We start from the raw sequence: 11,891 nt of genomic DNA on the forward strand, positions 1-11,891 counted from the left end.
CAGGCTATTCCGCGGCCCAGCCTCCGACGGCTTTGACCTCAAGGAAGTCTTCCAGACCCCAGACCCCGCCTTCGCGGCCGTTGCCGGATTGTTTCATGCCTCCGAACGGGGCACCTGCGCTGCGGGATTGGCCGTTCATTTCTACCATGCCGGACCGTAGGGCGCGGGCCATGCGGTTGGCGCGGTCTCCGTCTTGGGTCTGCACATAGTTTGTCAGCCCGTAGGGCGTGTCATTGGCGATCTCGATGGCCTCTTCTTCGGTGTCAAACGGGATCATGGTCAGGACCGGGCCAAAGATTTCTTCGCGGGCGATGGTCATTTGGTTGGTGGCGTCGGCAAAGACGGTCGGGCGCACGTAATAGCCTTTGTTCAGACCGTCAGGGCGACCGGTGCCTCCGGCCACAAGCCGCGCGCCCTCGTCGATACCTTTCTGGATCAGGTTCTGAATTTTGGTCCATTGCAGCTCATTTACCACCGGGCCGATATGGCGACCTTCGTCCGAGGCCGGACCGACCGAGACCTTATTGGCCACCTGCGCGGCGGTCTCGACGGCCTGATCATAGATTGGGCGCTGGACCAGCATGCGGCTGGGTGCGTTACAGCTTTGGCCGGTGTTGTTCATCATATGTAGCACACCGCGTTTCACCGCCTTTTCATCGGCATCGGCAAAAACCACATTTGCGCCTTTGCCCCCCAGTTCCAGATGCACTTTTTTCAGTGTATCTGCGGCATTTTTGGAGATCGCGGTGCCTGCCCGGGTCGAGCCGGTAAAGCTGATCATGTCCACATCCGGGTGTGCCGAAAGCTGTGAGCCGACACCCGCGCCATCACCATTCACAAGGTTGAAGACGCCCGCGGGGAAACCGGCCTCATCCATCATTTCGGCAAAGATCATCGCGTTGAGCGGGCTTTGTTCAGAAGGTTTCAGCACCATAGTACAGCCCGCAATGGCCGCAGCTCCAACCTTGAGCGTGATCTGGTTCATCGGCCAGTTCCAAGGCGTGATCAGAGCGGCCACGCCCACCGCTTCGTAGATGATCCGGTCATTGGGCGCATGATCGCCCAACGGGCGTTCGAAGGGGAAGGCTTTGGCCGCGCGAATGAAGTTTTTCAGGTGATAGATGCCCGCGCCCGACTGCTGGTTGCGGGCCATGTCGATGGGCGCGCCCATTTCCAGGGACATGGCTTGGGCCAGATCCTCGGATCGGGTTGCGTAGATATCGACCAGCTTTTCCACCAGCGCGATCCGGTCTTCGACCGGTGTGGCCATCCAGCCCGGCAAAGCGGCTTTGGCTGCGGCGACCGCGGCATCTGTGTCCGCTTGACCACCCAGAGAGATCACGGCGCAGGGCTCTTCAGTAGACGGGTTGATCACTTCGAAATCTTGAGACACCGACGGGGCCACCCAGGCACCATTGATATAGAAGTCACGCTTTTCGATCATGGTCAGTCCTCCTGATCCGAGATTTAGCCGACCATACGGTCGGTTTTGCGGGCTACTCTGTCAGGAGACTCCGGGGCAGGCAAGATGAAATCGGAGAGGTGTTTCACTTTCACTGATGCCTGAAATTTGACCGTGGGGTGGGGATCAATGGTTTAACCTGTGGTCAAAGTGATTAAGTTTGTGGCATCCGACTCGCCTTGCGTCTCAAGAAAGGAGAACACCATGGGTTTGCGTATCAACGACACCGTCCCGAATTTCACAGCCGAAACGGACCAGGGGACCATTCAGTTCCACGACTGGATTGGTGATAGCTGGGCCATTTTGTTTTCGCACCCAAAGGATTTCACCCCTGTCTGCACCACCGAGTTTTCGGCGGTAGCGCAGTTGAACGATGAATGGGCCGCGCGCAACACCAAGGTGATTGGCGTGTCGGTTGACGGTGTCGAGGACCACAAGAAGTGGAAGAAAGACATCGAAGCCTATGGCAATGCCAATCCGGGCTTTCCGATCATTGCCGATGATGGCTTGGCTGTGTCCAAGGCTTTTGACATGCTACCCGCCGAGGCCTATTTGCCAGACGGCCGCACCCCTGCCGACAGTGCGACGGTTCGGTCGGTCTTTATCATCGGGCCAGACAAACAGCTGAAACTGTCGATGACCTATCCGATGACTGTAGGTCGGAACTTTGCTGAAATCCTGCGTGCGTTGGATGGGTTGCAGATGTCGTCCAAAGGCGTCGCGACCCCGGCCAATTGGGTTCCGGGCGAGGATGTGATCATCCCGCCTGCGGTGTCGAACGAAGATGCCAAAGCCAAGTTTGGCGAGTTCGAGACGATCTTCCCGTATCTGCGCAAGACCAAGGCGCCGTCGTAAAGGTCGCCTCGGGTCAAAAGGGGGGGCTGTCAGCCCCCCATCGCGCCCTGCAGGCGCAATTCCCCCTGAGGATATTTTTAGTCTGATGAAGCAGGTGGGCGCTGCGGATGCAGGTGGAGCTTTGCCCTGTACAGCGCGCGTTTGACCTCGCGAGTCAGCTTGTCTGACATCGGCGGTTTGGTTTGAATCGTCGAGCCGCCGATCTCTTGCGCGACTTCCCTGTTGCCGCTGCCTTGCAACGCGTGAATGGGCTGACCAGTGATCCAGTGCATTTGCAGGAACGTGTCGACCGGGCGGTCGATCTGATCTGTAGCGGCCAGCAGGCGTTCGGCGGCGCGGCGGCCAACCATTTGGCACACGCATTGCAGACCGATCACCTTGGGCAGGATCAGACGCAAGTCATCTTTCTCAGCCAGGATTTCGGCAGGTACTTCGCGTTGTTTCACCGGAATTCGAATATAATGTTCAGGCGTCGCAATGGGGGCCAGCAGGCCAAGCGCGGCAGACAAACGATCAGGGTCTAACCCCAGGTCATCTTCCGTGATGATGGCCAGATCGATGTGATCTTCGACCATCTTGCGCCAAATGGCACGATGGCTTTCGAATACACCGATTTCCGCAGGTCTCAGCGGAAACGGGTAGTGCGGGCGGTGGAGTGTTCCGGGAAATACATCCACGTCTGCAATCTGTTGTGGGTCCCGTCCATTCACAGCCTCAAACAGCTCCGCGTTCGGCAGTTGCGCGCACAGGCGATCAGCATTGGCGCGACGTGCGGTGCTGGAAGACATATGGATGACGAATGAGCGCATGCCCCCGTGCATAAAACACGGGGGCAGAGGAGGGAAGTCGCCTTGTTGTCGGGTTCAGAAGTTGTAGCGCAGGCCGAAATTGATGCTGAACGTGTCCAGATCATCCTCGACCGAGCCGGTGGATGCGCCGTTCGGGGCGAGACGTTGGGATGAAACATCGAAAGCGCGGGCATAGCGGGCATCCACGGTGAACGCGGTTGTGGCCGAGATGTCGTAGGCGACACCTGCGATCACCTGGGCTGCGAAATTGGTGTCGCTGTCATCCAGTGAAACGCCTGGGCCATAGTTGATGTCGATATCGGAATAGGTCGCGCCCAAGCCAAATCCTGCATAAGGGGTCCAGTCGCCTTCGCGCTTGAAGTCAAACAGGACGTTGGCAAAAAGCGAGGTTTGCGTGATGTCGCCTGATACATTGCTTTCACCGGCCGGACCGTTGCCGGAAAAGTTGACGCCGTCGACATCATTGTCACGGTAGGACAGTTCCAATTCGATCCGGGTGCCAACCGTTTCGTTTGACCATTGCGGTATTTCTTTGCCGATGGCAGCGCCGAGGCCAAAGCCCGAGTCAAAATCGGTGTCGACAGATTGGCTTACGCCGTTGACTGAGCCTTTGAAGATGCTGTCCTGCAGCTGGCTATAGCCCAAAAAGCCCTGAACATAGAGCCCATCATTCAAGCTTTGCGCTGCAAGGGCAGAGGCGCTGAGCGAAAGGACACCTGCGGTCAGAAGAATTCGAGAGATCATGTTCACGTCCTTTATTCCATTGGGCTTTCCCCTCAGATGGGGGATGGCGAAGCCAAAGGAAAGACGCGTGGGATTCTCGTTGCGTCACAGGTTGTTGGGCCGGTGTGAGGGCACGAATCCGTGACTGATCTTGACCAGGCTTAGGTTAAGGATGTCACTGGCTTGAAACGGTGTCCGGCAGCAACTCTTCAACGAAAAAACTGAGGAGCTGCAAACGGCCAGTGACACCGGCTTTGCGATAAACCGCGGCGCTTTGGGCTTTGATTGTGCCCTCTTTGGTTTGCCGCAGCTGGGCGATCTCGGCAATCGAGAGACCTTTGAGCGACAGCATCGCCACGTCTCGCTCGGCGTTACTGAGCTTCCACTCGGTAAATTGCGTTTCGATGATCTGCGCGAAGGCACCCTGTGCCACACCCAATTGGCGCTGCAGGTCGCGGACGCGTTTGGCCTGTTCCCGGATCAATGTGACGGTGGCCATCAACCCTGCGATCAGAGCCAAGGATAGAAACAGTTCGAACCCGTGCAAATGGCGAAAGCCAGGGCTTTCGCCTCCGGTCCAGTCCATCGCGGCATCGGTCAGGAAGAAGGTGGCGCAGACCGCCTGCACCACCAGAAGGAGCCAAAGCAAAGACGTTTGCGAGATCTTCATAGGGCCCCTTTTTCAACATGCGTTCAGTCGTCGTCCTGCTCCAACTCGATGGCGGTCACGACACCTTCTGTTTCGGACAGAACCAGTTCAGTTTCCACACCATCTTTGCTGAGTTCAACCTCGATCTCGCCATCTTCGAGCTCGATCTCTTCGATGACATAGCCTTGCGCTTCCAGCGCCGCACGGATTTCGGCCTCATCCGTACCCAGCTTGTCGCCGAGCCCGACATTGGCCAAAGCCAGGGCGGGGACGGCTGCAATCAATCCGGCAAGTGTCAGCATTTTCAGGTTTTCCATATCGCATCTCCGTTTTTGCGTTTCGATGCGATTGAGCTGGGGGCGGGGCAGGGTGGTTGCGATTGGATTTTGGTTGAAATGAGCCGGATTGGACTAAGGTTTATGTCGGTTTTCATTCCAACCGCTGCCCGAGTAGGAGATTGGAAGACTCTTGATGTTCAGTATAACATATTGTTATTTTAAGATTTATCGGCTTTGGGTTTCATGTGGCGGTGGCTATGTTCCGCGGCGTTTTTGAAGAAAGCCCGTCCTGCGGACAAAGCTATCATTTATCGCAAGTCCAGAAGCCCGGATAATCCGTCACCAGACTACTACTGTTAGTTGTGAGGTCCGAACGAAACTGATGAGCTGGCGAGCCGTATTCATACGAAAGCTCAGACCGCCTCAGGTAATACTGCTCAAGAGGCTTGAGCTGCCAATCAGCAGTATCAAGCCACGCTGCTACTCCTTGCGCTTTTTGGCCCATTTCAAGGTTTAGGCGCCTAATTGCTGTGGTGTTCGTTGCGGGTGTAAATCCCAGATCAATATCTAAGGAACCGCGAACACTTTCGGCGACGCTTCCATTGAGAATCCATATGCCGCTGGCCTTGCGTATAATTTCAATGCTCAGGTTGGTCTCACCGGCCCAGCCTGAAACGTAAACCGCTTGCGTTTTCCAATCCGCATCATGACGCACTTCATAATTGATGCTGGTCGCGGTTTGCTTCTCTAAGAAAACTGTCGCCCCTCTCAACGCCCATCCATCATCCAATTTTTCAAGACGACAGGCATCATGACCTCGAACATCCAATCTTTGCCAAAGTATGCAAGCAGTGCGCATATGCCGAACCTTTGTAACCGTGCCTTCGAATCCAAATAATGTTGGCACGCTCTATTATGGGCGACAACAGCGGCAGTTTGGGCCATCTCACGGCGCCACGCGAATACGCGATTTGTTGTATCTTTGGCTCGTGAGTTAGTGGCAAAATCGCCCAACCCTAAAACCACCGCCTACCGCGTGCCCGACAAAAACGTCTTTGGGTGCATGATGATGTCGAAATGCTGCATGCCGCGTTGCAACTCGAAACTGACCGAATGGCCGGCCTTGCGCAGGGCCTCGGCATAGTCGCGGCTTTGGCGGATGAATTCGGGTGTGTCGTGTTCGGCCACTGTCACGTGATAGTGCGGGCCGGGGGTGGGGAGGTGCAAGATCGGAGACAGGTCGTGAATGTCGACGGGGGTCAGTTGCAGGGGCTCGTTGACCGAGACAAGGCTGATCGGTTCCAGATCAAAAATGCCGCTGATCAGAATGACCTCACGCACGCGCAGCCCTGCTTTGGCGAGTGCGTCGGCGGATGTGGCCATCACCATGGCGGCCAGATGCGCGCCTGCGCTGTGGCCCGACAGGGTGATCCTACGCGGGTCTATGCCCAGCGCCTGAGCCTCTTGGGCGAGCCAGAGCATCGCATCGCGACATTCAGAGATCATCTGAGGCAAACGGGCATCGGGGGCCAGCGTATAGTTCAGTGTCGCAAAACTCTGCCCGGCATCAACGACTGCCGGGGCCATCACCGCCGAGTCGCGCTGGCTGAGCGCGCGCCAATAGCCGCCATGTATGAACACATGTAACGGCGCATTCGCATCGCGCGCTGGAAAGACGTCAAGAACCTGCGTGGGCGCGTCGCCATAGCGCAGATTTTCGCGCACTGTATTGTTGGTCCGGGCCTGCGCGCTGAGGGCGGCATAGCTGGCTAGATAGGGGGAGATGTCGCCCCCAACCATCGAGCTTGGGGAATAGGCCTGTTCAAGTTCGTCTTGCGAAAATCCGCGATACAGCATGGGGTGATTTTGGCTCCGCTGGGTTGCCCTGTGCCTTATGTTTAGAGGGCACTTCAGGGGTTTGCCAACCGCTTAGCGCCAGTCCAGAACCACCTTGCCCGATTGGCCGGACTTCATCGCTGCGAACCCTTGAGCGAAATCATCCAAGGCAAAGCGATGGGTAATGACCCGGCTGACATCCAGACCGTTCTGCAACATGGCGATCATCTTGTACCAGGTCTCAAACATCTCGCGGCCATAGACGCCTTTGATGGTGATGGCCTTGAACACGATCTGCGACCAATCCACCGGCGACGTGCCGGGTGGGATCCCCAGCAAGGCGATCTTACCGCCCATGACAAGGGCATCGACCATCTGGTCGAGCGCCGCTTGTGAGCCTGACATCTCAAGCCCGACATCAAAGCCCTGCGTCATGCCGAGTTCCGTGATAACGTCGGGCAGTGCTTCTTTCACCACGTTCACGGTGCGCACCGTTGGTACCACGTGTTCGGCCAGGGTCAGGCGGTCGGCGTTGATATCCGTGATAACCACATGCCGTGCACCGGCATGGCGGGCCACGGCCGCGGCCATGATCCCGATGGGACCGGCGCCTGTGATCAGTACGTCCTCGCCCAGCAGGTCGAAACTCAGCGCGGTGTGCACAGCGTTGCCCAGCGGATCAAGGATCGCTCCGATCTCATCAGGAATGTCATCCGGCAGTGGGACAACGTTGAAGGCTGGCAGCTTTAGATATTGCGCAAAGGCGCCTTGTTCGTTCACACCGATGCCGCGCGTGCCCGGGTCAAGATGGAACTTGCCCGCGCGGCTTTGGCGGCTGTCCGGAGTGATCAGATGCCCTTCGCCCGAGCAGCGCTGGCCAATGTTCAATCCGGTGACGTTGCGCCCGATCTCGACAATCTCACCGGCGAACTCATGTCCGGTGATCATCGGCACAGGAACGGTTGCGGCGGCCCATTCATCCCAGTTCCAGATGTGGATATCGGTGCCGCAGATCCCGGTTGTGTTGACGCGGATCAGAACCTCATCCGGTCCGATTTCGGGCACTGGAGCCTGTACCATCCACAGACCTTCTTCGGGCTTGGACTTTTCGAGCGCTTTCATAGTGTTGGGTTTCACGGAGTCACTCCCACAGATCGGTGGACAGGTATTTCAATCCGCTGTCACACATGATGATGGCAACGCAGCCGCCTCTTTCTGGCCCGCGCAGCAGTTGAATTGCGGCGGCAAGGTTGGCCCCGGCGGAATAGCCTGCGAAAATGCCTTCGGTCCGGGCCAGCAGCCGGGCGCAGTCCCGGGCTGCGTCGCCAGAAACAGAGAGGTGACCGGCCAAAACCGTTTCATTCAGATGCGCCAGTTCGCTCATCGCGTAACCGCCGCCTTGAATGGGATGATCCGGTGCGTTGATGGGTTCCCCGGCCAATGCGCGGGCCCCTTCCGGCTCAACCGCATAGCAGTTCACACCGCGTGGGGTCAGGTATTCCGCTGCTCCGGCCAGTGTGCCGCCCGAACCGGCGAAGTCGCAGAAGGCGGTGACAGCGCCGCCTGATTGGTCCCAAATCTCGGGCCCTGTGCCTGTTGCGTGGGCCAAGGGGTTTCCGACATGGCCAAACTGATCTGCGCGAAAAGCGTTCCGTTCTTGTGTGATCCGTTGTGCCGCCTCGTCCACCAGGGCCAGATCAGCGCCAGAAACTTCGCCGGGTTTGCTGCCATCGGCCTGCGGTACGATCACAACCTCGGCCCCCAAGGCGCGCATCATGCGGGCGCGTTCGACCGAGTTTCCCGCGCTCATCACCGCGATGAAGGGATGGCCCAGAATGCCGCAGACAATCGCCAGACCGGTTCCCATATTGCCCGAGGTCAATTCGACCACGGTTTGCCCCGGGGCCAATGTGCCGTCCGCGCGCGCCATTTCGATGATCGCTTTGGCGGCACGGTCCTTCTTGGAAAATCCTGGCAGCAAATAGTCGAGCTTGGCCAGAATGCGGCCGTCCAGGACAAGCTGCTGGCTCAACCGAGTCAACTCGACAAGCGGCGTGTTTCCAATTGCGTCGATGACAGAGGGCAGGATCACGAGATCACACCAAGCGCTTTGCCAACCTTGCCAAAGGCCGCCAGGGCGCGGTCCAGTTCATCTTGAGTCAAAGCGGCGTTCATCTGAGTACGGATCCGGGCCTGCCCGCGTGGAACAACCGGGAAGAAAAAGCCCGACACATAAACGCCCTCGTCAAACAGGCGCGAGGCCATCTCTTGCGCCAGCGTTGCTTCGCCCAGCATCACTGGGATGATGGGGTGTTCACCGGGCAAAAGGTCAAAGCCCAGGGCCTCAAGCCCAGCGCGCCAATATTTCGCATTGCTGAACAGCTGCGCGCGCAACTGCTCACCGTGTTCAACCAGTTGGATCGCCTCCAGCCCGGCAGCAACGATCGAGGGCGGCAGCGAGTTCGAAAATAGATAGGGCCGCGCCCGCTGCCGCAGCAGGTCGATCACTGGCTGCGGCCCGGCGATATAGCCGCCGATTGCCCCCCCAAGGGCTTTGCCCAAGGTTCCCGTCAAAATATCGACATCCACACCAAAGTGATCCGGTGTTCCTGCGCCGCGAGGCCCCATGAAACCAGTGGCGTGGCAATCATCGACCATGACAACCGCGTCATATGTGTCGGCCAGTTCGCGGATCTTGGGTAGATTGGCCAAATAGCCATCCATCGAAAACACGCCGTCCGTGGCAATCATGATATGCCGCGCACCGTCAGAGCGCGCTTGTTTGAGCCAGGCTTCGAGGTCGTTCATGTCATTGTTCATGTAACGATACCGTTTGGCCTTGCACAGGCGCACGCCGTCGATGATCGACGCATGGTTCAGACTGTCCGAAATGATCGCATCTTCCGGGCCTAACAAAGGCTCGAACAGACCTCCATTCGCATCGAAACAGGCAGCAAAGAGGATCGCGTCGTCCTTGTTGAGAAACTGCGCCAGCTTCTGTTCCAGCTCACGGTGAATATCCTGCGTGCCGCAGATGAAGCGGACCGAGGCCATGCCGAACCCTTTGGGCTCCATCGCGCTTTTGGCCGCCTCGATCAGCGCGGGGTGATCGGCCAGGCCCAGATAGTTGTTGGCGCAGAGGTTGATTACGCGACGGTTGCCCACCGTGATCTCTCCGCCCTGGGGCGAGGTGATCATGCGTTCGTGTTTATACAGCCCCTCGGATTCGATTTGCACAAGGGTGTCCGCAATGTGGGACAGGAATGCATCTGCCATGGCGATCTCCGTTTATCTGAGTCGCGTATCTAACATAACGGAGGAATTTCCCAAATAGGGGATGTTCGTAATTGCGGAAAAGTTTCCGTGAAGGCGGAAATCTGCCGCGTCAGGCGTTCTTGACGATCAGAAAGACCCGCGCCGGGCCACCAAGTGATGCGATGGAGTGGGCAACATCCGCATTATAACGGGCAGTGTCGCCTTGCGTCAGTTCTGAGGTTGCGTTGCCTGAAGTGACGCTCACGTCACCTTCCAACACAGTAAGCTGTTCCTGCGCGCCTCGCATATGCGGTTGGCTGTGCAACGCGCCACCTGTGTCGAAACGGATGTCATAGACCTCGTGCCCCCCCGCTTCTTCGGGGGGTGAGAGAATGCGGATCCGACAGTTCTGCCCCATATTGTCGATGCTGGGCACTTCGGCTTTTCTGAGCACTTCGATCTGGTCTTCGGCTTTGGTGCCATCCAGCAGCCCGGCAAAGTCCACTTGCAAGGCGCGTGTCAGGTTCCACAATGTCGATATCGTCGGGCTGCTTTCACCGCGCTCGATCTGGCTGACCATCGAGCGTGAGACGCCGCTGAGATTTGCAACCGCCTCAAGGGACAGCCCTTTGGCGCGGCGCGCCTCTTTTAGTCGGGCGGGCAAAAGGTTCAGGATATCGTCTGTGTCTTCCGTCATGACGGAATCCATGCGTGTTGCGTAACGTAATGTCAATTCCGGTCGTGACAGCCCATGGAATATGCAGATCATGTTGCAAGAGCAAAACGCGCAGAGTTTGGAGGAGAAAACATGACGGATGTAGTAATTCTGGATGGTGCGCGGACCGCCATCGGCACGTTTGGTGGCGCTTTGTCTTCGACAGCCCCGATTGATCTGGCGACAGTCGCGACCGAGGCAGCACTGGAACGGTCTGGTGTTGAAGGCGCGCAGATCGGGCATGTTGTATTCGGTCACGTCATCAATACCGAGCCGCGCGATATGTACCTGTCGCGGGTTGCTGCGATGCAGGCGGGCATTCCCAACGGAACGCCTGCAATGAATGTGAACCGGTTATGTGGATCGGGCGCGCAGGCGATTGTTTCGGCGGTTCAATCGTTGATGCTAGGCGATGCCGAGTTTGCCGTGGCAGGTGGGGCCGAAAGCATGTCGCGCAGTCCGTATATCGTGCCGCAGGCGCGCTGGGGCGCAAAGATGGGAGATGTTACCTCATTGGATATGATGCTGGGCGCGTTGAACTGTCCCTTTGGCACTGGCCATATGGGCGTGACGGCAGAAAATGTCGCGGACGAGCATCAGATCAGCCGGGAACAGATGGATGCGTTTGCGCTGACCAGTCAGAGCCGGGCAGCGGAGGCGATTGAGGCCGGGTATTTCGACACCCAAATCGCGCCGGTGCAGGTCAAGGTCAAACGCGACATGATTGATTTCAAGGTGGATGAGCATCCCAAAGCGACCACGGCTGAGGCACTGGCCGGTTTGCGTCCGGTGTTCAAGAAAGACGGGCGCGTGACTGCGGGCAATGCATCGGGCATCAACGATGGTGCGGCAGCGATGGTTCTGGCCACGGCGGATGCGGCAGAGAAGGCCGGTTTGAAACCCAAAGCGCGCATTCTCGGTTATGCCCACGCGGGCGTTCGGCCCGAGGTGATGGGCATTGGTCCGGTTCCGGCGGTACAGAACCTGTTTGCCAAGACCGGCTTGTCCGCCGATGATTTCGATGTGATCGAAAGCAACGAGGCCTTTGCCGCGCAGGCTTTGGCGGTCAATCAGGAACTTGGACTGGACGCTGCCAAAGTGAACCCGAACGGGGGTGCGATTGCCTTGGGGCATCCGGTTGGTGCGACCGGCGCGATCATCACCTTGAAGGCTTTGTATGAACTGGAGCGTATCGGTGGCTCAAAAGGGCTGATCACCATGTGTATTGGCGGTGGTCAGGGGATAGCGATTGCCATAGAGCGACTTTGATCCGCCTGTTTAGGAAGGGGGCTGTCTGCCCCCCTTCGCG

13 protein-coding genes are annotated in these 11,891 nt (G+C 57.9%); 2 read left to right on the forward strand and 11 right to left on the reverse strand.

What is annotated here, in order from left to right:
- Nucleotides 1-4: 4 nt before the first annotated feature.
- Nucleotides 5-1,444 (reverse strand): aldehyde dehydrogenase family protein, encoded by a 1,440-nt coding sequence (locus tag GOX45_RS03205; protein ID WP_171097898.1) that lies wholly within the window; start codon nucleotides 1,442-1,444, stop codon nucleotides 5-7.
- A gap of 222 nt (nucleotides 1,445-1,666) precedes the next feature.
- On the opposite strand from GOX45_RS03205, the gene GOX45_RS03210 reads away from it, so the two are divergent.
- Nucleotides 1,667-2,317, forward strand: coding sequence for a peroxiredoxin (locus tag GOX45_RS03210; RefSeq protein WP_171097899.1), 651 nt, complete (start codon nucleotides 1,667-1,669; stop codon nucleotides 2,315-2,317).
- Nucleotides 2,318-2,394: 77 nt separating this feature from the next.
- Here GOX45_RS03210 and GOX45_RS03215 read toward each other — a convergent pair whose 3' ends face one another.
- From GOX45_RS03215 to GOX45_RS03260, 10 genes are all read right to left on the reverse strand, one after another.
- A complete protein-coding gene (locus tag GOX45_RS03215) occupies nucleotides 2,395-3,126 on the reverse strand; it encodes a glycosyltransferase family 25 protein (RefSeq protein ID WP_171097901.1) in 732 nt (243 codons plus the stop codon).
- Nucleotides 3,127-3,180: 54 nt separating this feature from the next.
- Nucleotides 3,181-3,870: an outer membrane protein gene (locus GOX45_RS03220; protein WP_171097903.1), complete on the reverse strand. Its 690-nt coding sequence runs from the start codon at nucleotides 3,868-3,870 to the stop codon at nucleotides 3,181-3,183.
- A gap of 154 nt (nucleotides 3,871-4,024) precedes the next feature.
- Nucleotides 4,025-4,519, reverse strand: a complete 495-nt coding sequence (locus GOX45_RS03225; RefSeq protein WP_171097906.1) for a LuxR C-terminal-related transcriptional regulator — start codon at nucleotides 4,517-4,519, stop codon at nucleotides 4,025-4,027.
- 23 nt (nucleotides 4,520-4,542) lie between these two features.
- Nucleotides 4,543-4,815: a PepSY domain-containing protein gene (locus GOX45_RS03230; RefSeq protein WP_171097907.1), complete on the reverse strand. Its 273-nt coding sequence runs from the start codon at nucleotides 4,813-4,815 to the stop codon at nucleotides 4,543-4,545.
- A 265-nt stretch (nucleotides 4,816-5,080) separates the two neighbouring features.
- A complete protein-coding gene (locus GOX45_RS03235) occupies nucleotides 5,081-5,635 on the reverse strand; it encodes a putative glycolipid-binding domain-containing protein (RefSeq protein WP_171097909.1) in 555 nt (184 codons plus the stop codon).
- Between the two features lie 170 nt (nucleotides 5,636-5,805).
- Nucleotides 5,806-6,633 (reverse strand): alpha/beta hydrolase, encoded by an 828-nt coding sequence (locus tag GOX45_RS03240; protein WP_171097911.1) that lies wholly within the window; start codon nucleotides 6,631-6,633, stop codon nucleotides 5,806-5,808.
- Nucleotides 6,634-6,705: 72 nt separating this feature from the next.
- Nucleotides 6,706-7,734, reverse strand: a complete 1,029-nt coding sequence (tdh, locus tag GOX45_RS03245; RefSeq protein ID WP_171098152.1) for an L-threonine 3-dehydrogenase — start codon at nucleotides 7,732-7,734, stop codon at nucleotides 6,706-6,708.
- A gap of 19 nt (nucleotides 7,735-7,753) precedes the next feature.
- Nucleotides 7,754-8,704: a cysteine synthase family protein gene (locus GOX45_RS03250; RefSeq protein WP_171097913.1), complete on the reverse strand. Its 951-nt coding sequence runs from the start codon at nucleotides 8,702-8,704 to the stop codon at nucleotides 7,754-7,756.
- A complete protein-coding gene (locus tag GOX45_RS03255; protein WP_171097915.1) occupies nucleotides 8,701-9,888 on the reverse strand; it encodes a glycine C-acetyltransferase in 1,188 nt (395 codons plus the stop codon). Before GOX45_RS03255 ends, GOX45_RS03250 begins: the two co-directional genes overlap by 4 nt.
- A gap of 109 nt (nucleotides 9,889-9,997) precedes the next feature.
- Nucleotides 9,998-10,564 (reverse strand): helix-turn-helix domain-containing protein, encoded by a 567-nt coding sequence (locus GOX45_RS03260; protein ID WP_171097917.1) that lies wholly within the window; start codon nucleotides 10,562-10,564, stop codon nucleotides 9,998-10,000.
- A 111-nt stretch (nucleotides 10,565-10,675) separates the two neighbouring features.
- Between GOX45_RS03260 and GOX45_RS03265 the strand changes: the two genes are divergently transcribed.
- Entirely contained in the window at nucleotides 10,676-11,851 is a 1,176-nt protein-coding gene (locus GOX45_RS03265; RefSeq protein ID WP_171097918.1) for an acetyl-CoA C-acyltransferase family protein, read from the forward strand.
- The last annotated feature ends 40 nt before the right edge of the window (nucleotides 11,852-11,891 follow it).

The sequence above is a fragment of the Ruegeria sp. HKCCD7255 genome (genome assembly GCF_013031565.1).
In the GTDB taxonomy this organism is placed as follows: domain Bacteria; phylum Pseudomonadota; class Alphaproteobacteria; order Rhodobacterales; family Rhodobacteraceae; genus Ruegeria.

Excerpts from the sequence above, each read along its gene's own strand:
- GOX45_RS03240 (WP_171097911.1), bottom strand. The coding sequence starts at position 6,633 with ATGCTGTATCGCGGATTTTCGCAAGACGAACTTGAACAGGCCTATTCC.
- tdh (WP_171098152.1), bottom strand. The coding sequence starts at position 7,734 with ATGAAAGCGCTCGAAAAGTCCAAGCCCGAAGAAGGTCTGTGGATGGTA.
- GOX45_RS03225 (WP_171097906.1), bottom strand. The coding sequence starts at position 4,519 with ATGAAGATCTCGCAAACGTCTTTGCTTTGGCTCCTTCTGGTGGTGCAG.
- GOX45_RS03230 (WP_171097907.1), bottom strand. The coding sequence starts at position 4,815 with ATGGAAAACCTGAAAATGCTGACACTTGCCGGATTGATTGCAGCCGTC.
- GOX45_RS03255 (WP_171097915.1), bottom strand. The coding sequence starts at position 9,888 with ATGGCAGATGCATTCCTGTCCCACATTGCGGACACCCTTGTGCAAATC.
- GOX45_RS03205 (WP_171097898.1), bottom strand. The coding sequence starts at position 1,444 with ATGATCGAAAAGCGTGACTTCTATATCAATGGTGCCTGGGTGGCCCCG.
- GOX45_RS03215 (WP_171097901.1), bottom strand. The coding sequence starts at position 3,126 with ATGCGCTCATTCGTCATCCATATGTCTTCCAGCACCGCACGTCGCGCC.
- GOX45_RS03235 (WP_171097909.1), bottom strand. The coding sequence starts at position 5,635 with ATGCGCACTGCTTGCATACTTTGGCAAAGATTGGATGTTCGAGGTCAT.
- GOX45_RS03220 (WP_171097903.1), bottom strand. The coding sequence starts at position 3,870 with ATGATCTCTCGAATTCTTCTGACCGCAGGTGTCCTTTCGCTCAGCGCC.
- GOX45_RS03210 (WP_171097899.1), top strand. The coding sequence starts at position 1,667 with ATGGGTTTGCGTATCAACGACACCGTCCCGAATTTCACAGCCGAAACG.
- GOX45_RS03260 (WP_171097917.1), bottom strand. The coding sequence starts at position 10,564 with ATGACGGAAGACACAGACGATATCCTGAACCTTTTGCCCGCCCGACTA.
- GOX45_RS03265 (WP_171097918.1), top strand. The coding sequence starts at position 10,676 with ATGACGGATGTAGTAATTCTGGATGGTGCGCGGACCGCCATCGGCACG.